Genomic DNA, 21,802 nt, shown 5'->3' with positions numbered 1-21,802 from the left:
TGAATCCCGACGAAATTTTCGGATGCCGACAACGCCGCAATTTGAAATTCCGTTTCACCCAATAAGGGCGGCGCCTTCCGACCTGCGCAAATTCGAAATTGACCATGGCCGATGACAAAAACGCAAGACGCTGATAAGCCGACGCCTTATGCATCTCAGGTGGCTTGAAGACCTCGTTTGTGTTGCCGAAGTGGGACACTTTGCGCGTGCAGCAGAGCGTCGGCATATCACCCAGTCCGCGCTCAGCCGCCGTATCAAGTCGCTCGAATTGTGGGCCGGCGCGGAACTGCTGGACCGTTCGCAGCATCCCATTCGCATGACCGCTGCGGGGGCGGAATTCGTGGCCGCGGCGCACGAGATCATCTCCCATGCCTATGAAGCCCGGCTCCAGGCCGAAGCGCTCTCGCGAGAATCGCGCGACGAGGTCACCATCGCTTCGCTCCACACGCTGGCGCTCTATTTCGTGCCCTCGCTCGTTTCGAAGCTGAACCGGATGATCGGACCGTTCGAGGTGTCGGTCGTGGCCGAGACCCGGACGGTGGAGGAGTACCTTTCCTCATTGAGCGAGCAGCGGACGGATTTTTTCATCAGCTACGCGCTGCCCACAGGTTCGGAAGCGATCGATTCCAACGTGTTCGAGCAGAAGGTCATCGGCCGCGACCGGCTCGTCCCCTATGCCCACACCAGCATCGAAGATCCGCAGCTGGACAACCCCGATGGCCCGCCGATCCCGTATGTCGGCTATTCGGGCACCGCGATGATGTCGTTCCTGGTCATGGAACTGATTCAGGACGCGCCGTTTCGCCAGCGTCTGCAAACCCGGTACCGTGCGACCCTGGCGGAAAGCGTGCGGACCGCCGTGTCATTCGGCCTCGGGATCGCTTGGCTGCCGGAAACGACGATCATCGCACATGGCAACGACCCGGACTTGCGGCCGATCCCCGGCCCCTGGCAGACCGAATTCGAGATCAGGCTATTCCGGTCGCGTAATAACACCCGGCCCGTGGTCGAACGTATCTGGGCCGCTGCCGGCGAGTGAGCAAGCTCGGACGGGCGGCCAGACATCTTCTCTGGGAGGGCGCAAAGCACCGTCGATCCCCAAGAGTATCTTCTGGGCCTGGTCGAGACGCAGCTATCGGCAGTGCGGCAGAGCCGCCCGGCTTATCCATAGACCGAACCGATAGTTTCCCATCATTCGAAGTCGTTTTACCTTTGGTCCGATCGCTTTAACGTCGCCCACTCGGCGGAGCCATCGCGGCCGAAGGATAGTGCGCAAAGCTCGCTTGGACGGCTCGCGCACGACGCACTTCCCGACCAAGTCCATGCCCCCACATCATCGGTATTACCAATGAGCGGACGCCGCAGGGGGTCTCGCTGCATTTTCACAGCGCCAGCCGAGGGAAATTCACGGCCCCCGCCCGCCCAGACCGCTTTTTTGCGTAATCAACATCGCGACGAAAGACCCGACCGACCACTTCACCGGCTATGCGCAGGCCACCGCGACCACGGACGAGGAATACCGCTTCGACGCGATGCTGTCCGGCCCGATTTCCGATCAGGTAGGCTTCCGGCTCAACGGCTACTATTCCGACTACGAAGGCTACCTGACCAATCTCACCAACAACAGCACGCCGTTGCGGAAGAGAACTGGGGCGTTCGCGGCAAGCTGAATGCCAATCTCGGCGCGGTCGAGATCGGCCTCATCGCCGACTACAGCGTGTCGAGCGGCAACGGCGGGATCGATACCTATCGTCGGCTCGACCAGGTCGATGACAGCGGCAATCCGATCAACCAGGGCTTCGACCTGACCGGCGTGACCGTCGGGCCGGAAAACCGCACGGTCACGATCAATAATGAGAACGTGAACGATACCGACCAGCTTCTGCTGGCCGGCAAAGCGGACTAAGACCTTGGTTTTGCAACCCTGTCTTCCGTGAGCAGTTACCAAAACTGGAACTACTATGCGGAGAACGACCAGGATTTCACCGCCAGCCCACGATCTTCCTGATGAGCCCCTACGCGGCCAAACAATTCTCGCAGGAGCTGCGGCTGACATCGCCGACGAGCGGCGTTTTCGATTACATGGTCGGGCTGTATTTCTCCGACGGGTCGACCGACCGCAGCTTCGAATGCGAAACCGCCCCGTTCCTGTCCTTCCTGCGCCAGAACTGGGAGTCGGAGGCTTCGACGACCAGCAATGCTGCGTTCGCGCAGTTGGGGTACGACATTACGCCAACCACGCTGCTGACCGGCGGTGCCCGTATCAACCGCGAAGAAATCACAGTCCGGTTCGTGGACAACCGCAGCACCCCGGCGGACGTCTACGAAGGCGACACCGGCGAAACCGCGGTAACCTGGCGCTTGGCCTTGCAGCAATTCCTCGGCGACGACCTGATGGCCTTCGGTTCCGTCTCGACCGGCTACAAAGGCCAAGCCTACGATATCTCGTCCGGCTTCGACCAGCGCCGTGCGGACAACCCGACGCCGCGATCGCGCGGTCGCGCCAGCGAGCGGCGGTTGCAGCATCCTCCCACAGGCGCGGGCGGTAATTACCGTCGAAGGCGACAAGCCCGTCCGCTTCGCGGACCGAGCGCGCGAGCGCCACAAGGGCTTCCCTCCCCTCCTCCGGCAATATCGCCAAGGAAATCAGCGAGAAAGCGAGCGCGCCTGTCTCACGGATGGCTTGTGCGAGGGCGCTGCTCCCCGGCATAGCGAAGAGCTGCCGTGCGGCGCTGTCGCTGCGCCAATAGGCAAAGCTGCGTTCGCCCGCCGTATCCAGCGTGATGGCATAGAGCCCGGCGCCACGCTCCGGGTCGGTCAGGATGGCGCTGCAATCGAGCCCTTCAGCAGACCAAGCAGCGTGCAGCTGCGTGCTGAAAGTGTCTTCACCAAGCGCAGTGGCGTATGCAAGGTCGCAGCCGTGGCGGGCCATATGGATCGCGGTATTGAGCGTATCGCCGCCATACCCGATGCGGCATGTGCCGTCGGCTTCATTCCGCAGCTCGACCATGCCTTCTCCGATCAGGCAGATCTTGCGGCCCGCCATTCCTACCAGTTCCACATTGAGCCGTCCTCCAGTCGCGCGACGGGGAGGTAGGCAGGCTTGTAAGGGTACTTCGCGGCAAGGTCCTCGTCGATATCGACGCCGTGGCCCGGGGTTTCGCCGCAATGCAGGTAGCCGTCCGCGAAGCTGTAATCGTGCGGGAAAACCTCGTCGGTTGCCTCGGTATGGCGCATGTATTCCTGAATGCCGAAATTCGGCACCCAAGTGTCGAAATGCAGCGCGGTGCCCATCGTGACGGGCGAGAGGTCGGTCGCGCCGTGGCAGCCGGTGCGCACCTGATACAGCGCGGCAAGGTCGGCGATGCGGCGCAGATGGGTCAGGCCGCCCGCGCCGACGATGGTGGCGCGGATATAGTCGATCAGCTGGTTCTGGATCAGGTCCTTGCAGTCCCAGATCGTGGTGAAGATCTCGCCCACGGCAAGCGGGGTGACCGTATGCTGACGGACCAGCTTGAACGCTTCCTGGTTTTCAGCGGCGGTGCAATCTTCCAGCCAGAACAGCTGGAAAGGTTCGAGCATCTTGCCCAGGTTCGCCGCTTCCTGCGGGGTGTAACGATGATGGCCGTCATGCAGCAGGTGATGGTCGTAGCCGTAAGTATTGCGCAGCTTTTCGAACAGCTTGGGCACGTAGTCCAGCGCCTTGCGCGTATCCCACCCTGTCACCGAAGGCAGCTCCGCATCGGCGGGTTCGTAATGCAGCTTGCCCCGGCCCACTCCATAGGCATCCTTGATGCCCGGCACGCCGGTCTGCGCGCGGATCGCCTTGTAGCCAAGATCGATATACTCGCCCACGGCTTCGACCGTCTCGCCGATATCGCTGCCGTTGGCATGACCATAGACCATCACCTTGTCGCGGCTGCGTCCGCCCCGCAATTGGTACAGCGGCATGCCCGCCATCTTGGCCTTGATATCCCACAGCGCCACGTCGACCGCCGCAATTGCCCGCATTGTCACCGGACCGCGACGCCAGTAGGCGCCGCGATAGAGATACTGCCAGATATCCTCGATCCGGCGCGGATCCTTCCCGATCAGGGCCGGATTGACGTGATCTTCGAGATAGGAAACCACCGAAAGTTCGCGCCCGTTCAGCGTGGCATCGCCGATTCCGTGGACTCCCTGGTCGGTTTCGATCTTGAGCGTCACGAAGTTGCGCCCGGGGCTCGTAACGATGACTTTGGCAGCCTGGATTTGCATGCAGGACCCCGAAAACCAGGCTACTATGGAGCAGTCGCTCCTTGACGCCCGCATTTTGGTCTGTCAATTTTCAAGCAATCGGTAAGTCCAAAAGGTATTCCCAGATGCAGCGCAACATGCGGTCCACGCTGCGGCTCTACAAAGACATTGCGGGAAAATTGATCGCGGCGATCCAGGACGGTCAGTTTCCTGTCGGTGGCCGCCTGCCGGCGGAGCGCGATCTGGCAGAGCAATTCGAAGTCAGCCGCCCGGTCATTCGCGAAGCGATCATTGCGCTCGAGGTGCAGGGTCTGGTCGAAGTACGCGTCGGCTCTGGCGTCTATGTTCTCTCCGCCTGCGAAGCCGAGCAGGATGGCGGGCAGGATGTCTCTGCCATCGAACTGACCGAGGCACGCCTGCTGGTCGAGAGCGAAGTGGCTGCTCTTGCTGCCGCGCAGATCACCGATGCGGAACTGCGCGAGCTGGCGGAACTGGTCGACCGGATCGAAGAAGAGAACAAGACGCCCGATGGCAAGGAAGAGGCGGACGCCGCCTTCCACCTCGCTATCGCCAAGGCCGCGCGCAACAGCGCGCTCTTCGACACGGTGGAGCGTCTGTGGGGCCTTCGCCACACATCGCGCGAGGCGGCGCTGCTGCATGAAAAGGCGCGCCACGCCAACATCAAGCCGATCGTCGATGAACACACGGCCATCCTCACTGCCCTGAGGGCCAGAGACCCGAAGGCCGCGCGCGAAGCGATGCGCGCGCATCTCTCCCAAGTGCTCGAGAGCCTGCTTTTCGCCACCGAACAGCGCGCCGTGGATGAAGCCCGGCGCAATATGCAGGCGCGCCGCGAACGCTTCTCCCGCGTGACGGCCTGAGCGCGCCAGACAACACGGAAATTCCCCATGCCCAAGCTTGAGCTTCACCCCGATCGGCTGTTCCCGGCCGATCCGTCCATCAGGACGATCGCCCGCGATCTGTATAAGTCCGTGCGCGACCTGCCGATCGTCAGCCCGCACGGCCATACGGACCCCTCGTGGTTCGCGCTTGACGAGAGTTTCGGCAACGCGACCGAGCTGTTGCTGGTGCCCGATCACTACGTGCTGCGGATGCTCTATTCGCAGGGCATCGCGATGGAAGACATGGGTGTGGCGCCTGCGGGAAGCGGGGCCGCCGCCGACCCGCGCGAAGCATGGCGCCTGCTGGCCGCGAACTATCACCTTTTCCGCGGTACGCCCTCGCGCATCTGGCTCGACTGGGTGTTCAGCGAGGTCTTCGATCTCGACCAGATGCTGACCGCCGAAACGGCGGACCTTTACTACGACCGTATCACCGACAGCCTGCAGCAGGACGCGTTCCGTCCGCGCGCCCTGTTCGATCGGTTCAATATCGAGGTGATCGCCACCACCGAGGCCCCGCTCGACACGCTGGAACACCACGCGCAGATCCGCGAGAGCGACTGGAACGGGCGCGTCATCACCGCCTACCGGCCCGATCCGGTCATCGACCCCGAGTTCGAAGGCTTCCGCGATAACCTGCGCAAGCTCGGCGAGCTGACCGGCGAGGATTGCACTTCGTGGAAGGGCTATCTCGCCGCGCACCGCCAGCGGCGCGAATTCTTCCGCGAAATGGGCGCGACCTCGACCGATCACGGCCACCCGACCGCGAAGACGGCCGATCTCTCGTCCGGCGAGTGCGAACAGCTGTTCGCGCGGGTGCAGGCCGACGATGTCAGCGCTGCCGATGCCGAGCTGTTCCGCGCGCAGATGCTGACCGAAATGGCGGGGATGAGCCTCGACGACGGGCTGGTGATGCAGATCCACCCCGGCTCTTTCCGCAACCACAATCCGCAGCTCTTCGAACGGTTCGGGCGGGACAAGGGCGCCGATATTCCGGTGCGCACCGAATATGTTCACGCGCTGCAACCGCTGCTGGCGAAGTACGGCAACGACACGCGGCTTTCGGTGATCGTCTTCACGCTCGACGAAACGACCTATGCCCGCGAACTGGCTCCACTGGCCGGGCACTATCCGGTGCTTAAGCTGGGCCCCGCATGGTGGTTCCACGACAGCCCGGAAGGCATGCGCCGCTATCGCCGAATGATCACCGAGACCGCCGGCTTCTACAACACGGTCGGCTTCAACGACGATACGCGCGCGTTCCTCTCGATCCCCGCCCGGCATGATCTGGCGCGGCGGATCGACTGCGGTTTTCTCGCAGAGCTGGTGGCACAGCATCGGCTTGAGGATTGGGAAGCGGGCGAGCTTGCGCAGGACCTTGCGTACAACTTCGCCAAAGCGGCGTACAAGCTGTGAGGCTTTCCGAAGCGAGCAAGGACCGGTTGCCCGGCAACGTCGGCGTACCGGGTTACGACCGGTCCGGCGCACTTCATGCCGTGCATTTCGGTATCGGCGCATTCCACCGCGCGCACCAAGCGGCGTTCACCGATGCCTGCAATCGCGCCGGGAATGAGGCGTGGAGCATCACCGGCGTCTCCATGCGCTCGGCGACGGTTGCGGAGCAGCTCAATCCGCAGGATGGGCTTTATACGCTCACCGTGCGCTCGGACGAAGGCAGCGACACGCGCGTGATCGGTTCGGTCGGCGAAGTGCTGGTCGCCGGGCCCGACCGCGATACGATTGTCGATCGGCTGGCGTCGCCCGAATGCCATCTCGCCACCTTCACCGTGACCGAGAAGGGCTATTGCCGCGCGCCCGACGGATCGCTCGATCTCACGCTGGCGAGCGAGGGCTTCTATCCCATTTTGTGCGAGGCGCTTGTTCGGCGACGCGATGCGGGCCTGCCCGGCCTCTCGCTGCTGAGCTGCGACAACCTTTCGGGCAACGGCAAGCAGCTGGGCCGGCTGATGCGCGAATGGATCGACGCGAAGGCACCGACCTTGCGCGATTGGTTCGCCGAAAATTGCACCACGCCCGATAGCATGGTGGATCGCATCGTGCCTGCCCCCTCCGCCGACGATCTCGACGCGCTGGAGCAGCGCATCGGACTGCGCGACGAAGGTGCCATCTTCACCGAAGGCTTCACCCAGTGGGTGATCGAAGACGACTTCGCGGGCCCGCGCCCTGCATGGGAAAAGCAGGGCGTGCAGGTCGTGGACGACGTTGCACCCTACGAAACCGCCAAGCTGCGCCTGCTAAACGGCGCGCACTCGCTGCTCGCCTATGCCGGACTCGATCATGGGCACACCTACGTGCACCAGGCCATCGCCGATCCGAAGCTTCGCGCGCTGGTGAAGCGCCTGATGCTGGAAGAAGCCGCGCCGACCATCGATGCGGGCGAAGATCAGGACCTTGCGTCCTACGCCGATCAGCTTGTCACGCGATTCGAGAACCCGGCGCTCAATCATCGGCTCGACCAGATCGCGATGGATGGCAGCCAGAAGATCGGCCAGCGCTGGCTTGAGGTACTGGCCGAGCGGAACGACCGCGCCGGCCTGTGCGAAGCGATCCTGACGGGCATCGCCCACTGGCTGCATCATGTGAGCGGGCAGGTGCGTGTCGTCGACGATCCTCGGGCGGACGCGTTGCAAAACGCCTGCGCCGAAGCGTCCGGGGCCGAACTGGTCACAACCATGTTCGGCAAGGCCGGGGTCGTGCAATCACCATGGAGCCCTTCCGATACGGAAACCGCCTTCATTATCGCGCAGCTGCGCGATCTGGCTTGAACCCATGCTGCACCTGAACAGACGGTCCGCCATGCTGGGCGCCGGCGCCTTCGGCATTACCGCCGCTCTGGGCGGCTGCAGCGCGACCGCGCGGCCGCGCGACCGCTGATGGCAGCGGACAGCCAGCCGGAAAGCTACCCGACCGTGCGGGCGCTGCGCTTCTTCGCCAAAGAGCTCGCCCGCCTCACCGAGGGGCGGCTTAAGGTCGACGTCTACCCTTCCGAACAGCTCGGCGGGCAGAGCGACACGCTGGAGCTGGCGCAGTTGGGCGGCATCGATTTCATCCGCATCAACTCCGCGCCGCTCAACGTCCTCGTACCCGAGACGCTCGTCCCATCCCTGCCTTTCCTGTTCCGGTCGATCCCGCACATGCGCGCGGCGATGGACAGGGCGCCGGGCCGTGCAATCCTGTCCGGCCTCACGCAGCACGGCCTTGTCGGCCTCGCGTTCTAAGACAGCGGTGCGCGCTCGATCTATACGGTCGACCGCCCGGTGCGCGAACCGGCAGACATGGCGGGGCTGAAAATCTGGGTGCGAACGTCCGATCTGTTCGTCAGCATGATCGAAGCGATGGGCGGCAATGCCACCCCGATGGCCTATGGAGAAGTGTACCAGGGCATGGTGCAAGGCGTGATCGACGGGGCGGAGAACAACTTCCCGTCTTACGAAAGCTCGCGCCATTTCGAGGTGGCGCCGGTCTACAGCCTCACTCGCCCCGTGATGGCACCCGAAATTCTCGCCATGTCCAAGCGTAGCTGGGATAAGCTCTCCGCCGCCGGCAAGGAAGCGGTGCGCGCAGCCGCGCAGGCTTCGGTCCCCGTCATGACCGCCAACAACGTCACCTATGGCGTGATGCGAGAGCGCATCGGATACTGGAAGTTCTTCCCGGTCGAAAGCGAGTGGGAGGGCGTCATTCCCGTATGGGGTTTCGCCGAGATCGTTGAATCCACCCATCCGGAGGTGCCGGTCGGAGAGCGGATCTACGGCTTCTTCCCCATGGCGAGCCACCTCGTCATGCAGCCGGGAAAGGTCAGCGAAGGCCGTTTCGTCGATGGCGCGGAGCATCGCGCAGGGCTGCCGCCGGTGTACAATTCCTACACCCGTGTCGTCGCAGAGCCCGATTACGATGGCGACCTGGACGATGCGCGCATGGTGCTGTTCCCGCTCTATGCGACATCCTTCTGCATTTACGACTTCATGCAGGACCATGACTGGTACGGGGCCAGACAGGTCGTCGTGCTGAGCGCGTCGTCCAAGACCGCGATCGGGTGCGCCCATGCGATCTCCGCCGATGCGTCTGCGCCCAGGAGCGTCGGCGTCACCTCGCCCCGCAGCGTGGCGTCGGTCGAAAAGCTGGGTCTCTACGACGAGGCCCTGACCTACGACGCGCTGGACAATATCGACGCGAGTATTCCGACCGTCATCATCGACATGTCGGGCGATGGCGGCGTGCTAGGGCGGCTGCACGAGCATCTGAGCGACGCCATGAAGTACACGTCCAACGTCGGCGTCACCCATTACGACGCGAACACCATGCCGCCCGGCTTCATCCGCGAACGCAGCGAAGTGTTCTTTGCGCCCGGCCATATCCAGAAGCGCCGCAAGGAGTGGGGCCCGGGCGTGTTCGAAAAGCGCGCGCACGACTTCTGGAAAGACACCGCGCTGAAATCGCGCGACTGGCTGACGATTCACCGCGAGGAGGGCGATGATGCCGTGAAGTAGGCATGGAGTGCGGTCGCCCTGGGCAAGACCCCGGCGGACGAGGCCTGGGTGGTCGGTTTTTAGCGGGCAGCTGGGATGCAATGCTCTCACGGCCGCTGCGGCGTCATCGGCGAGGGCGAGGATGTTGGCCGCTTTCAAACCCCCAGCCCGTGCGCCCTAGTTTCGGACATTCGTGTCCGCGCCTTGGCCGCCCAGAAGCAGTCATTCGGATTGAAGTGTCCACCGTTGCTCCTTGCCTCGCATACTCTGAACGACAGCTTGCAAAGGCCTGTCTACTATTTGCTCGTGGACGAGATGAATTGGCAGTCCGTCGGGCACCCCAATGACTATTGAGAGGCACAGAGCGAATTCTGGTGATGCCTTTCTGACAAAGCTTAGATCCTTTGATCGTTGGCGTCGGCGAAACGGCTTTCACTGCGATGATCGCCCCGCTCGGCATTGCCTGTCAGCTTAATGGCCAGCGTGAGGAAACCATTGAGACCATCGCGGAAAATGAGCGTCGGAAGCTCAAGGCGGCGAATTCTCAAGGACGCCGTAAAGGTGGCCCGAGAATTGTTTGACTCCGCTCTGGCGCTTTCCACGCCGACCGATCAATTCGGCCCCACTTACGCATATCACCGTCGCTCGTGCGATGCCGCAGAATCAAGGTTAGAGGCGGCCGCCTAGCTCGCTTCTCGAAAGCGCGGAAAATTCTCGCGGAGAATTTGGGCACTCCGGTCTGGCTCCGCGATAAGTGCGTGCTCGATCCTTGACGCCAGTTCGCCAAGGCGATCATCGCCAAACAGCCCAGCGGTTCCGGCAAGCTTGTGCAGCAGTTCCTTCAGTTCCTCCAGTCGAGCTTCGTCGATCAGGTCTACGCCCAGACTTTCTTCGATCGTTGTCAGGACCTTCTGCTTCCGAGCACCGTATTTTTCCAGCAGTGAGGCCGGCATCTGTATGTCGGCAGCGTTGCGCGAAGCAGCGGGTTTGCGCGGGCCCCATCGATCGAGGATTTCGCGCAAACCTTGCAATTTCAGGGGCTTCGCGAGGTGTGCTTGCATGCCGGCCAACAGGCAGGTCCTGATATCCTCTGCGTAGGCATTCGCAGTAATCGCGATGATCGGCAGTTCTTCAGCATTGATCCCTGCAGCCCGCAATCTGCGCGTGGCTTCCAGACCATCAACGACCGGCATCTGGACGTCCATCAGCACCAGATCGAAGCGCTTGCCGCCGTCGCGTGCCGCTATCACTCGCTCAATTGCTTTCTCGCCGTTTTCGGCGATTTCGAGATCGAGCCCGATGCGCTTGCCCATAGCGGTGATCAGCTCCTGGTTGATGTCGTTGTCTTCGGCGACCAGCACGCGCGCAGTGTACCCCGCCTCGACCGGTTCGACGCTCGCATCGCTATCGAAGCTCTGCTCCGGAACGTCCGCCTCGACGAGAGGCAAGGTGACGGTGAAGGTCGTCCCTTCCCCCTCTTTGCTCTCGACCGAGATGGACCCATTCATGAGCTCCACCAGATTTTGGCTGATGCTCAGCCCCAGGCCGGTCCCGCCATATCTGCGTGCAGTCGAGGTCTCTGCCTGTGCGAAACTCTGGAACACGGCATCGATCCGGTCTGCGGGGATCCCGATACCCGTGTCGGAGACGCAAATTCGCAAGACGGGTTTCGATGCGTCTGACACGACGTCGGCACACAGGGAAATGCTTCCCTCGTGCGTGAACTTGACCGCGTTTCCGACCAGGTTGAGTACGACCTGACGCAGCCTGTGCGGATCGCCAACGATGTGGGCGGGAACCTGCTCGGAAACCTCCAGATCCAGTCGGACGCCTTTCTGAGCTGCTAGCGGTTTCAGCAGCCGCACGCAGCTGAGCAGTTTATGCCGAACATCGACCGGCTCGATGGCTATTTGCATCTGCCCCGCTTCGATCTTCGAGATGTCGAGGATATCGTTGAGCAGGCGCATCATCGCTCGTCCCGAATCTGCGATTAACTGCGCGTGCCTCTGCTGACGCTCGGTCAGGTGTTCGGAGAGGAGGATATCGGCAAAGCCGAGAATACCATTCATCGGCGTACGAAGTTCGTGACTCATGTTCGCGAGGAAAGCCGATTTGGCCTTGGCTGCGTCCTCGGCCCGCAGGCGGGCCTCTTTCAGTTCGAATTCCATCTGCTTTCGCTCGGTTATGTCGACCGAGACGCCGATGTAGCCAGTGACCTCGCCATCGGCTTGCCTGATAGGCTGAACGAGCACATCGACCCAGGTTTCTTCCCCGTCTGCGTGCCGCCAGCGAAACTCGCTACGATAGTCTGATGATAGCGCAGTGGCTTTTGCCCAACCTGCAGAGATCCGCTCTGCATCTTCAGGGGTCATGGCGCTCGTCCAGCCACTGTCTTGCGCGTCCTCGAGGGTGAGCCCCGACATGTGGCTCCAGGCAGAATTCACATAAGCGAGCTGATTGTCCGGACCTGTCCGGAAAATGCCGACAGGGGCGGCTTCGGCCAGCAGTCGAAAGCGTTCTTCGCTTTCTCGCAGATGTCGTTCGGCGGTTTTCTGGGGAGTGACATCGCGCAGATTGCCCGCTGTCCCTGCGAAGTTGCCATCTTCGTCGGCGAGGCGCCTGACATTGACCACAATATCATGCCTCGCGCCGGCCGCATCCGTGAAGACTTGTTCCAGCTGGCAATCCAGTAGCTCGCCCGAGGCAATTCTCGGATAGATTTCGCGAGCATCTTCCAGCGATTCAGCAGTCAGCAGCTTGGTGGTTGGCCAGCCAAGGCTTTCCTCGACCGTGTAGCCGGAAAGATCCTCCCACGCGGGGTTGAGAAACACCCATCGGCCTGCTGCGTCCGCCCGAAACACGACGTCGCGCATCCCCAGCAAAATCGACTGCGCCGTGTCCCTGCTCTCGCGCAATTCGCGTCGCATGCCCGCCAGCCCCGCCAGGGCCGATGCGACGGGCAGGGCCATGAAAAAGGTGCTGGCGATGAAGAGCTGCAGGACGATCAGCTTCGTCGACAGGTCGCCTCGGACCAGCATGACAGGACCGTACCCGAACAGGGTCGCAATCCACGCTATGACGGAAATGATCAGCACGGCGACGGCGGTGCCGAGAACCCCGGTACGGAAGGCAGCCACTATCGAGATAGGGCCGACCAGGAAAAGGAAGGGATACCGCGTCTGCGCAAATACCGCGACGGAGACAGCCGACGCGATCGACACGAATATTGCCCATTCCCTCAGCTCTTCGCGGGTTGGTGTGCGGCGATTTCGCCAGGCATCGATCGCGATCAGCATCACCGGTGTGACGACCAGCAAGCCGAGGCCATCCGACACCACCCAGGAGAGCCAGACATCGGCCGAAAAAGTGGAGCCCGGGGAAGCCAGGATGATCGCAGCCGGGCAAGCCGACAAGATCGGAGCAAAGATGCTCGCGGCGACAAGCTTGCACAGATCGGCCAGCTTGCTCATCACGAGCGGTGCGGGGCTAAGATAATGGAGCAGGGCGAGTGCCAGCAGCACCTCCGCCGTATTGGTCAGGCTGAGGCCAATCGCCAATCCGATGCCATCGCCAGCCAGAAGATTGGTAGCGCAGTTCGCCAAGAATGCGGCACCGATGAACTGAATCGATGTCCGCTTGTCGGCCCGCAAAACTGCGGCGAGCACGATCGCATTGGGTATCCACAGAGCCGCGACACGGCCACTGTCGCGCGTCAAACCGATGCCTATCCAGGCGAACAGCCCGAAGGCGAGGGTTAGAATGACGACCACCCAAAGACTGCCTGATAATCGCCGGGCGGACGCACCCTCGTCTGACGGCATTATCGGCGACCTCTCATCAAAATCATTAATTTCATTTGGTTTGGATACTAACAAAACCCTGCTTAAGAAAGCTTGGGCGAGGCTGGCCGAGAACCCGGATTAAGGTGGGCGCATGAGGCCCGGCAGATACTACTCGCTCTTGCGAGCGTGAAGAAAGCGCAGGATCTCGTCGAGCAAACGCGGATTGCCATCGGCCTCGTCGAGCACAAGTTGCCGCTGCGGCGCGGTGAGTCCCGGGTAATCGTTCCTCGCGATCGAGATGAAAGCGGATCGCCCAAATCTGCTTCATGGCGGCAGCAACTGCGATGGTCGGCAGCGCGTTCTCGACCGAGCCCAGCCCCTTCTGAGTGTTGAAGAGATTGACGCTGAAAGAGCCGAGCCAGATGCCGGGCCAGATACCCCGTCCCCGTAAGAGCAGACCGCACAGCGCCACGCCCGATGCCGGCCAGATGATCGTGGCTCGTTGCAGACGGGCGGCTATTGTCCAGAGCGGCCCGACGGGCATCCGACGGGGAAACGACGATCGCCGAGCTCGCCCGCGAGCAAGGCATCAACGCCTCGTGGATCAGCCGGGTCGTGAGGCTCGCCTTCCTGTCGCCGGAGATCGTCGACCGCATCCTCGCCGGGACGCATCCGGCCGCTTTGAACGGCACAACTCTGACTACGGCCAATCAGATCCCCAGATCTTGGAGCGAGCAGGCAATGCGTCTGCGCCCGACCTGATCGGCGGCAATCCAGCGATGCGCAAGGGGTAGCGCGATGCGCTGCCCCTTCTCGTTCCGGCTCGTCGCCGAGTCCGGTGTGGCGAAGTGGCCGCCAGAGAAATCTGGCCGTTTCGGCTAAAAGAGAGCGAGTTGCGAAGTCTTCGACACCGGACAACGTGGCGGAACCCCGCGAGATTGCGGGCTTCAGGGGGGCAGGCCGCAGATCTTGCGAAAATCCCAGACCAGGTGGCGGAGCGGGTGGGATCCGATCTAATTGTCTATTAGACTGATTTCGAAATCGAAATAATAGCCCGCGCCACCGCGAGCCCCCCCACTCATACCCCGCATTCATTTATGAATTTCGGAGCAGATCGATCCTGTATCGGTTCTCATCCCATTTCAGGCTCCGGCTCCAGGGGGAGGCGTCTGCAAAAAGGTTCGAGGCTTCAATCCCGTCTATCGGAAGATAGTTGTGCCCCGTCCAGTTGACCAGAGGACATTCGCCTCCTTTGGGAAGCGAGCGATAGCAAAGGCGCGAGGTGGTTTCGATTTCTGCGGCTGTAAGAAAATACAGGACCTCCGACAGAACGATCAAATCGAATGACCTTCCGGCCACTCCGAGGGAATTTCCCCGAGATAGAACACGACATTACGGCTCGCGGGTATAGGCCGGGCGGGCAGGATTGATCCATTCCGCGCCCGACACGCGCGTTCGTCCCGCGAAGGGTGGTGCACTGAGAATCGAGCCAAGGCCTGGCATGGGCCGTACATCGGAAGCATAGCTGTTCCTCAGCTTGCGGACCGACCTATCGTCCATGGGGGCTTCCGATTTCATCGCTTCGCTGGATCGGGCCAACGGCTGATGCTCCGGCCACGGGTCAAATTACAGAAGCAGAGCATGTGTCTTTCCTTCGCGCCTTGGCATGTCAACCGCTCGCGCGGGACGTTTTAAACGCTAAGGACGAAGGGCGGGATGGTTCCTGGAATAAGCCGCCTTTAGGAAAGGACATCATTTATCAGTTTTACACAGTCGGTACCCAGAGAAATTCCAGCTTGGTGGGGTTTTAGGAACCCCACAAATGTTATTATTCGACGCATTACTGCGATAGCACAAATAATATTCGAGACGGGATGCAACCTAAGGCGAAAGGCTCCGTTGGAGAGGGATTACCCCTCAACCACGGGAGCCTTCAATGCCGAACGAACTCGACCTGTCCAAAGGCGGCGCCAACCATCAGAAGCCTAAGGGCGACGACGATGTGATGACCACCGCGCAAGGTCATCCGATCGCCGACGATCAGAACTGGCTGACTGCCGGCCCGCGCGGGCCCCAGCTGCTCGAAGACCAGATCGCACGCGAGAAAATCTTTCATTTTGACCACGAACGCATTCCCGAGCGTGTGGTTCATGCCCGCGGGTATGGCGTGCATGGTCATTTCGAGCTGAAGAAAGCCATCCCGCAATATTCGCGGGCGCGGATCTTCAATGAAGAGGGTGTGAAGGTGCCCACCTTCACGCGCTTCTCCACGGTGGCGGGCAACAAGGGTTCGCCCGATCTGGCGCGCGACGTGCGCGGCTTCGCGACTAAGTTCTATACGCAGGAGGGTAATTGGGACCTCGTCGGCAACAACATCCCGGTGTTCTTCATCCAGGATGCGATCAAGTTCCCCGACCTGATCCATGCCGCCAAGCCCGCACCCGATCGCGGCTTCCCGCAGGCACAGACTGCGCACGACAATTTCTGGGACTTCATCAGCCTCAGCCCCGAAGCGATGAACATGGTCATGTGGATCATGTCCGACCGCACGATCCCGCGTTCGTTCCGGTTCATGGAAGGCTTCGGCGTCCACACCTTCCGCCTGTTGAACGAGAAGGGTGAGAGCCACTTCGTCAAGTTCCACTGGAAGCCTAAGCTGGGCCTCCAGTCGGTGATCTGGAACGAGGCACTCAAGGTCAACGGGATGGATCCCGATTTCCATCGCCGCGACATGTGGGATGCGATCGATGCGGGCGACTTTCCGCAGTGGGATCTGGGCATTCAGGTGTTCGACGAGGAATTCGCCGAAAAGTTTGATTTCGATGTGCTCGACGCGACCAAGATCATCCCCGAAGAACAGGTCCCGGTCGAAATCATCGGCACGCTGACGCTCGACGCCAATGTCGACAATTTCTTCGCCGAAACCGAGCAGGTCGCCTTCTGTACGCAGAACCTGGTGCCTGGCATCGACCATTCGGACGATCCGCTGCTGCAGGGGCGCAATTTCAGCTATCTCGACACGCAGCTGAAGCGTCTGGGCGGCCCCAACTTCACGCATCTGCCGATCAACGCGCCCAAGTGCCCGGTGCGCCATTTCCAGCAGGATGGTCACATGGCGATGACCAATCCGAAGGGGCGCGTGAACTACGAGCCCAACAGCTGGGGCGACGGCGACGGGGCCGAGGAAGATCGCGGTCCGCGCGCCTGCCCGATGAACGGGTTCCAGAGCTATGAGGCTCCGGTCGAAGGGCCCAAAATGCGCGTGCGCAGCGAAACTTTCGCCGATCACTACAGCCAGGCGCGCCAGTTCTACGTTAGCCAGACCCCGGTCGAGCAGACGCATATGGCCAACGCGCTGACCTTCGAGCTGTCGAAGGTCGGCCGCATGAGCATCCGCAAGCGGATGATCGGCCACCTTCGCCATATCGATGAGGGACTGGCGCAGGAGGTGGCCGACGGGATCGGCCTTCCCGAACTGCCCGAAAAGGTACCGGCGGCGCGCGACCCGATCACCGATCTGGCCGAAAGCCCCGCGCTCTCGATCCTCAAGAACGGGCCCGGCAATTTCAAGGGCCGCAAGCTGGGCATCTATATTGCCGAAGGCGCTGATGCGGATGTGGTGAAGGCGCTGAAGGATGCCGCGACCGGCGCAGGCGGCATGGTCGAGATCGTCGCACCCCATGTGGCCGGTGCCAAGCTGTCCGACGGCACCACGATGGAAGCCGACGAGAAGATCGATGGCGGCCCCTCGGTCACCTACGACGCGGTCGCGGTGGTGATGAGCGAGGCTTCGGCCGATCGCTACGACAAGGACAAGCCGAGCATCGATTTCGTCAACGACGCCTTCGCCCATGCCAAGTTCGTTGCCTACGTCCCGGCGGTGAAGCCGCTCTTCGAAAGCGCGGGCGTGTGGAACTGGATGGACGAAGGCTTCTTCGACGTTTCGGGCGGCAAGGACGCGGCGGACGCCTTCATCGAGAAGTGCGGCGAGCTGCGCTTCTGGGCCCGCGAAAGCGTCAAGCAGGACTGAGTGGGAAGGATACCGACATGAAACATAATCGAGAAATCGGCATCGCAGGTAGCGTCGCGGCCGCCGGAGTCGCGCTGGGGGCGGCCGCCTTCGGCGCGTTCCTCTCCCGCCGGCACGCGGGTGGTGGTGACGACGCCCCCAAATTCGCGCGCCGGAGCAATCATGGTGACCATGCACTGGTCGGTCGGACCGTCACGATCCGCAAACCGGCATCGGACCTCTACGAATTCTGGCGGGACTTTTCGAACCTCCCCGAATTCATGGAAAACGTCGAGAGCATCACCAAGCAGGGCGGTACGAAAAGCCGCGCCACCTGGACGATCAAGGCCCCGGGCGAGACCCATGTCGAACTCAAAACGGAGATCGTCGGCGAGACGGAAAACCAGCGCATTGCATGGGCTTCGGTCGAAGATTCGGACATCGAGACGCGGGGTGAGGTGACCTTCACCCCGGCCCCTGGGGATCGCGGCACGCGGGTGTCGCTGACGATCGAGTACGATGCGCCCGGTGGCGCAGTCGGGCGCGCGATCGCCAAGGCCTTCCTGCGCGAACCCGAAGTGCAGGCCCGCCACGACCTCAAACGATTCAAGATGCTGATGGAAACTGGCGAGATCGCCACGTCCGCGCACCGCAAGAGCGAGACGCGCGAAGCCAAGCAACAGGAGAACACATAATGCGCGCACTAACCTGGCAGGGAACGCACGATGTTCGCGTCGACTCGGTCCCCGACCCCGAAATCATCAACCCGCGCGACGCGATCCTGAAGATTACCTCGACCGCGATCTGTGGTTCCGACCTGCATCTTTATGATGGCGTAATCCCCGGGGTATTGCCCGGCGATGTCCTGGGACATGAGTTCATGGGTGAAGTCGTGGAAACCGGCAAGGACAGCACGCTAAAGAAGGGCCAACGCGTGGTCGTACCCTTCACGATCAGCTGTGGCGGATGCTTTCACTGCAAAATCCAGCAATATTCCGCCTGCGAGAATTCGAACCCGGCGGAAAAGCAGGATATGTCGGCCACGCTCTATGGCCATCCGATGTCCGCGCTGTTCGGATACTCGCACCTCACCGGCGGCTATTCAGGTGGGCAGGCCGAATATGCCCGCGTGCCCTTTTCCGACGTCGGCCCAATCGTCATTCCCGATCACCTCGACGACGATCAGGTGCTGTTCCTGTCCGACATCCTGCCGACCGGCTGGATGGCGGCCGAGAATGCGGATATCCAGCCTGACGATACGGTCGCGGTGTGGGGCTGCGGCCCGGTGGGGCTCTTTTCCATCCAGTCCGCCATCGTCATGGGCGCGAGCAAGGTTATCGCGATCGATCACTATCCGCACCGGCTGGAGCTCGCCAAGCAAATGGGCGCGGAAGTCATCGATTTCCGCAAGACCGAGGTGCGCGAGGCATTGATGGAAATGTCGGGCGGCATCGGCGTCGATGCCGTGATCGACGCGGTCGGCATGGAATCGCACGGCTTCGCGGTCGACAATATGCTCGATATGGTCAAGCAGACCGTCGGCATGGGCGCAGACCGCGCCGCTGCGCTCAAGCAGGCGATCTTGGCGGTTCGGCCCGGCGGGCGCGTCTCGATCCCCGGCGTGTTCGGTGGGATGACCGACAAGTTTCCGCTAGGCGCGCTGATGGAAAAGGGGCTGAAGGTCAATTCGGGCCAGACCCACGTGCAGCGCTACACCAAGCCGCTGCTTGAGAAAATCGAGGACGGCACGCTCGATACCACGTGGCTTATCTCGCACCGGCTGCCGCTGGAAGAAGCCGCGCGCGGCTACAAGAACTTCCGCGAACAACAGGACAGCTGGACCAAGGTTATTCTGAAGCCCGGGATGGAGAAAGGGGCGGCAGCATGAGCAAGAACCCGGTCGAAAGACTTTCTGGCCTGTGCATCGTGACCGGCGCCTCCAGCGGCATCGGGCTCGAATTGGCGAAGCTTGCGGCGAAGGACGGATGCGACCTGCTGCTGGTGGCGGATCGCGATCTGGCCTCCGCCGCCGGTGCCGTACGCGAATGCGGCGCTGCCTCGGTCGAGTATCTCGAGACGGACCTTTCCACCGAGAGCGGTGTCGATGAGTTGATGAACACGATCGGCGATCGCCCGGTCGACGTGCTTATGGCCAATGCGGGCCAGGGCCAGGGCGGCGCTTTCCTCGGCCATTCGTGGAGCGATGTCAAAACCACGATCGATACCAACATCACCGGGACAATTTCGCTGATCCACAAGATCGGTGGCCGTATGGTCCTGCGCGAGGAGGGCCGCATTCTTGTGACCGGTTCCATCGCCGGGAGCATGCCCGGCCCGTTCAACCTGGTATATAATGCGACCAAGGCGTTCATCGACAACTTCTGCGTTGGTCTCGCCAACGAACTGAAGGTGACTCCGGTGGTGATTACGTGCCTCCTGCCCGGGATCACCGAAACGCGCTTTTTCGAGCGCGCGGATATGGAGAACACGGGGCTTGGCCAGTCGAAAAAGGCGGACCCGGCCAAGGTCGCGCGCGATGGTTACGAGGCGCTTCTCAAGGGCGAAACTCAGGAAGTCAGCGGCTTCATGAACAAGCTGCAGGATACGTTCGCAGATATCCTGCCGGACGAACTTGTAGCGAAGATGCACGAGCGGCTGGCGAAGCCTCGACACGCGGCCTAGGCCAAACGGAACGGCTGCCGGGCCAACGCCCGGATGGTCGCTTCCCGGATCGCGCGTAAAGGATGGCGTACGATCGGCTCGAAAGGCGACGCTGCTCCGTCCGCTCCATAGCCCCATCGGCTCGCCCGTTCGATCTGGCTCTGGCTCATGCGGGGAAGGTCATCGTAATCTGCGTTACCATCGCGCAGTGCGACCGCTGTCGGTGCGCCGGGATCGAGACCGAGGAAACCGAACAGCTCAGGCCGCAGGTCGCGTGCCACGAAATCCTCGTACCGGATCACCAATGCCGAATGCAGGTAGGGCAAATCCTGAGCGACGATATCGTACGCGTCGAGCCCGTAGTCTATCAACTCGGACGCGTCATCGACCACCCATTTAGCCAATGCAGCCGCCATGACCGCGGGATGGCGCAGAATGATGATGAACTGGCAGGTCGGGAACAGCTGCTGGTATAATCGCATGCGCGTAAGGTTGACGGGCGATTTTTCGGCCCGCCAGGTGGAGCCTCCGCTGAACCAACGGGCCCAGTCTAACTCGATGCGCTGCTTGGTCTCGCGCGTATCGAACGCGCACCCCTCTATCAAATGCTGCGCAGGGTCGGTCGCAAAGTGACCGGGTCGTCCGTGGAGAGCGGTATGCGGTATGGCACCCTGAAGATAACATCCTTCGTTTTCCGGAACGGGCGCGTTCTCGATGGTCGCAATGTCCGAATGCTCGGCGAGCAATCGCGCCAGCAGGCTCGTCCCGGTCCGATGAAGTCCCGCCACGAAGACGTAACGGCCCGGATAGATGCTCACTTTGCCATTTGCCGTTCGCCCGCTTCCTTGTTTAGCGCCGAACCGACCTCGAGCCCACCTTCGCCGTAGAGGTAGGCTGGGTTGAACCGCGCCATTTCCTTCAGGCGATCGGCATTGAGGATCGTTATTCTTCCGCGACGGAAGTCGACCACTTCGCCCTCGCGCAAATCGCGGACCGAGCGGTTGACGTGGATTTCCGATAACCCGCAAATATGAGCCAGATCCACTTGGGTGAACGGAGTGGTGAAGCCGGACGAGTTGCCCAATCCAACCATGCGCAGGCGATACCAGAGCTCGGTAATGACATGCGCAATCCGGCCCACCGCGCGCAACCTGGCCATCTTTGACAGCCACTCCCGATGGATCGATGCATCCAGCAGGGTTCCGAACCAGAACAGCCGCGCCAGATGCGGCTCGTTCTCGAGCACATCGCGCAGGCGCTCGTGCGGGACGATCCCGAATTGCGTGTAGCCAAGTGCGCAAAGGTCATGATCGAGGCGCTTGAGCGCAAATCCGTGCAGATCGACGAAGTCACCGGGCACCTGCAAGCCGACGATACTGCGGTCGGTTTCATCTTCGATGACGCGGGTCATGAAGCCTTTGATCAGGATGGTGGAGTATTCGCAGAAATCACCCCGCGAGAGAATTTTCGTGTACCCGTTCGTCTCACGCACGTCATCGACCAGGCTTTCGAGAAGCTCCTTCTCCAGCGCGGTCATGGCATGACGCAGGCGGCTTGCCAGAAACCGCCCGGTCATTGGAAACTGCGCGAGCTCTTCGCGCATCGTACCCCTGTCATCCCTCATGGCGTGTTTTACGCGCGTTCGCGCAGCGCGTTCCAACTCCCACACAGGTTAACTTTTGTCCGTCTGTGGGCCCAAGTCGGAAGGCCGGCGGTTCTGGTTGG

At 61.8% G+C, this 21,802-nt stretch carries 17 protein-coding genes and 3 pseudogenes; 15 read left to right on the top strand and 5 right to left on the bottom strand.

Features of this window, described 5'->3' with window-relative positions; translation table 11 throughout:
- Positions 1-148: 148 nt before the first annotated feature.
- The 3 genes and pseudogenes from AAG612_RS14115 to AAG612_RS14105 form a co-directional block, all read left to right on the top strand.
- On the top strand, positions 149-1,039 hold the full coding sequence (locus tag AAG612_RS14115; protein ID WP_342511158.1) for a LysR family transcriptional regulator: 891 nt from the start codon (positions 149-151) through the stop codon (positions 1,037-1,039).
- Between the two features lie 678 nt (positions 1,040-1,717).
- On the top strand, positions 1,718-1,906 hold the full coding sequence (locus AAG612_RS14110; RefSeq protein WP_342511155.1) for a hypothetical protein: 189 nt from the start codon (positions 1,718-1,720) through the stop codon (positions 1,904-1,906).
- Positions 1,907-2,007: 101 nt separating this feature from the next.
- A pseudogene (locus AAG612_RS14105) lies at positions 2,008-2,430 on the top strand (TonB-dependent receptor domain-containing protein); the annotation flags it as partial.
- A gap of 148 nt (positions 2,431-2,578) precedes the next feature.
- Here AAG612_RS14105 and AAG612_RS14100 read toward each other — a convergent pair.
- Positions 2,579-3,010 (bottom strand): annotated as a pseudogene (locus AAG612_RS14100) (PfkB family carbohydrate kinase); the annotation flags it as partial.
- A 38-nt stretch (positions 3,011-3,048) separates the two neighbouring features.
- On the bottom strand, positions 3,049-4,257 hold the full coding sequence (gene manD, locus AAG612_RS14095; protein WP_342511154.1) for a D-mannonate dehydratase ManD: 1,209 nt from the start codon (positions 4,255-4,257) through the stop codon (positions 3,049-3,051).
- A gap of 104 nt (positions 4,258-4,361) precedes the next feature.
- On the opposite strand from manD, the gene AAG612_RS14090 reads away from it, so the two are divergent.
- The 6 genes and pseudogenes from AAG612_RS14090 (at position 4,362) to AAG612_RS14065 (ending at position 10,206) form a co-directional block, all read left to right on the top strand.
- Positions 4,362-5,117 (top strand): FadR/GntR family transcriptional regulator, encoded by a 756-nt coding sequence (locus tag AAG612_RS14090; RefSeq protein WP_342511152.1) that lies wholly within the window; start codon positions 4,362-4,364, stop codon positions 5,115-5,117.
- Between the two features lie 27 nt (positions 5,118-5,144).
- Positions 5,145-6,554 (top strand): glucuronate isomerase, encoded by a 1,410-nt coding sequence (gene uxaC, locus AAG612_RS14085; RefSeq protein WP_342511150.1) that lies wholly within the window; start codon positions 5,145-5,147, stop codon positions 6,552-6,554.
- Positions 6,551-7,924: a mannitol dehydrogenase family protein gene (locus AAG612_RS14080; protein ID WP_342511149.1), complete on the top strand. Its 1,374-nt coding sequence runs from the start codon at positions 6,551-6,553 to the stop codon at positions 7,922-7,924. The genes uxaC and AAG612_RS14080 overlap by 4 nt, the downstream gene beginning before the upstream one ends.
- A gap of 108 nt (positions 7,925-8,032) precedes the next feature.
- A pseudogene (locus tag AAG612_RS14075) lies at positions 8,033-8,749 on the top strand (TRAP transporter substrate-binding protein); the annotation flags it as partial.
- The gene (locus AAG612_RS14070; RefSeq protein ID WP_342511221.1) at positions 8,747-9,646 is read left to right on the top strand and encodes a DUF2855 family protein; all 900 of its coding nucleotides are present in this window, start codon (positions 8,747-8,749) and stop codon (positions 9,644-9,646) included. The pseudogene AAG612_RS14075 and the gene AAG612_RS14070, both read left to right, overlap by 3 nt.
- 419 nt (positions 9,647-10,065) lie before the next feature.
- Complete coding sequence (locus AAG612_RS14065) at positions 10,066-10,206, top strand: hypothetical protein (protein ID WP_342511147.1); 141 nt, start codon at positions 10,066-10,068, stop codon at positions 10,204-10,206.
- Positions 10,207-10,308: 102 nt separating this feature from the next.
- Here the strand turns inward: AAG612_RS14065 and AAG612_RS14060 are convergent, their stop codons facing one another.
- Positions 10,309-13,395 carry a PAS domain S-box protein gene (locus AAG612_RS14060; protein WP_342511145.1) on the bottom strand — a complete coding sequence of 1,029 codons (3,087 nt, stop codon included), beginning with the start codon at positions 13,393-13,395 and terminating at the stop codon, positions 10,309-10,311.
- Between AAG612_RS14060 and AAG612_RS14055 the strand changes: the two genes are divergently transcribed.
- The 6 genes from AAG612_RS14055 (at position 13,385) to AAG612_RS14030 (ending at position 20,098) form a co-directional block, all read left to right on the top strand.
- Positions 13,385-13,549 (top strand): hypothetical protein, encoded by a 165-nt coding sequence (locus AAG612_RS14055; protein WP_342511142.1) that lies wholly within the window; start codon positions 13,385-13,387, stop codon positions 13,547-13,549. The genes AAG612_RS14060 and AAG612_RS14055 overlap by 11 nt on opposite strands.
- Before the next feature lie 377 nt (positions 13,550-13,926).
- Entirely contained in the window at positions 13,927-14,169 is a 243-nt protein-coding gene (locus AAG612_RS14050) for a hypothetical protein (protein ID WP_342511140.1), read from the top strand.
- Between the two features lie 1,174 nt (positions 14,170-15,343).
- Positions 15,344-17,437 carry a catalase gene (locus tag AAG612_RS14045; RefSeq protein ID WP_342511139.1) on the top strand — a complete coding sequence of 698 codons (2,094 nt, stop codon included), beginning with the start codon at positions 15,344-15,346 and terminating at the stop codon, positions 17,435-17,437.
- A 17-nt stretch (positions 17,438-17,454) separates the two neighbouring features.
- Positions 17,455-18,111, top strand: coding sequence for an SRPBCC family protein (locus AAG612_RS14040; protein WP_342511137.1), 657 nt, complete (start codon positions 17,455-17,457; stop codon positions 18,109-18,111).
- A complete protein-coding gene (locus AAG612_RS14035) occupies positions 18,111-19,304 on the top strand; it encodes a zinc-dependent alcohol dehydrogenase (RefSeq protein ID WP_342511135.1) in 1,194 nt (397 codons plus the stop codon). The genes AAG612_RS14040 and AAG612_RS14035 overlap by 1 nt, the downstream gene beginning before the upstream one ends.
- Positions 19,301-20,098: an SDR family NAD(P)-dependent oxidoreductase gene (locus tag AAG612_RS14030; protein ID WP_342511133.1), complete on the top strand. Its 798-nt coding sequence runs from the start codon at positions 19,301-19,303 to the stop codon at positions 20,096-20,098. The genes AAG612_RS14035 and AAG612_RS14030 overlap by 4 nt, the downstream gene beginning before the upstream one ends.
- On the opposite strand, the gene AAG612_RS14025 is transcribed toward AAG612_RS14030, so the two are convergent.
- Together AAG612_RS14025 and AAG612_RS14020 are read right to left on the bottom strand one after the other, a co-directional pair.
- Positions 20,095-20,895, bottom strand: a complete 801-nt coding sequence (locus AAG612_RS14025; RefSeq protein WP_342511132.1) for a sulfotransferase — start codon at positions 20,893-20,895, stop codon at positions 20,095-20,097. The genes AAG612_RS14030 and AAG612_RS14025 overlap by 4 nt on opposite strands.
- Positions 20,892-21,737: a Crp/Fnr family transcriptional regulator gene (locus AAG612_RS14020; protein ID WP_342511130.1), complete on the bottom strand. Its 846-nt coding sequence runs from the start codon at positions 21,735-21,737 to the stop codon at positions 20,892-20,894. The genes AAG612_RS14025 and AAG612_RS14020 overlap by 4 nt, the downstream gene beginning before the upstream one ends.
- Between the last annotated feature and the right edge of the window lie 65 nt (positions 21,738-21,802).

Source organism: Citromicrobium bathyomarinum (assembly GCF_038594605.1).
Lineage (GTDB): Bacteria > Pseudomonadota > Alphaproteobacteria > Sphingomonadales > Sphingomonadaceae > Alteriqipengyuania > Alteriqipengyuania bathyomarina_B.
The sequence above is the reverse complement of the archived record's forward strand: the minus strand, read 5'-3'. Positions and strand labels throughout refer to the sequence as shown.

Bases quoted from the DNA above. Each gene is read 5' to 3' on its own strand.
- AAG612_RS14115 (WP_342511158.1), top strand. From the start codon at position 149: ATGCATCTCAGGTGGCTTGAAGACCTCGTTTGTGTTGCCGAAGTGGGA.
- manD (WP_342511154.1), bottom strand. From the start codon at position 4,257: ATGCAAATCCAGGCTGCCAAAGTCATCGTTACGAGCCCCGGGCGCAAC.
- AAG612_RS14090 (WP_342511152.1), top strand. From the start codon at position 4,362: ATGCAGCGCAACATGCGGTCCACGCTGCGGCTCTACAAAGACATTGCG.
- uxaC (WP_342511150.1), top strand. From the start codon at position 5,145: ATGCCCAAGCTTGAGCTTCACCCCGATCGGCTGTTCCCGGCCGATCCG.
- AAG612_RS14070 (WP_342511221.1), top strand. From the start codon at position 8,747: ATGACCGCCAACAACGTCACCTATGGCGTGATGCGAGAGCGCATCGGA.
- AAG612_RS14065 (WP_342511147.1), top strand. From the start codon at position 10,066: ATGATCGCCCCGCTCGGCATTGCCTGTCAGCTTAATGGCCAGCGTGAG.
- AAG612_RS14055 (WP_342511142.1), top strand. From the start codon at position 13,385: ATGACGACCACCCAAAGACTGCCTGATAATCGCCGGGCGGACGCACCC.
- AAG612_RS14045 (WP_342511139.1), top strand. From the start codon at position 15,344: ATGCCGAACGAACTCGACCTGTCCAAAGGCGGCGCCAACCATCAGAAG.
- AAG612_RS14040 (WP_342511137.1), top strand. From the start codon at position 17,455: ATGAAACATAATCGAGAAATCGGCATCGCAGGTAGCGTCGCGGCCGCC.
- AAG612_RS14035 (WP_342511135.1), top strand. From the start codon at position 18,111: ATGCGCGCACTAACCTGGCAGGGAACGCACGATGTTCGCGTCGACTCG.
- AAG612_RS14030 (WP_342511133.1), top strand. From the start codon at position 19,301: ATGAGCAAGAACCCGGTCGAAAGACTTTCTGGCCTGTGCATCGTGACC.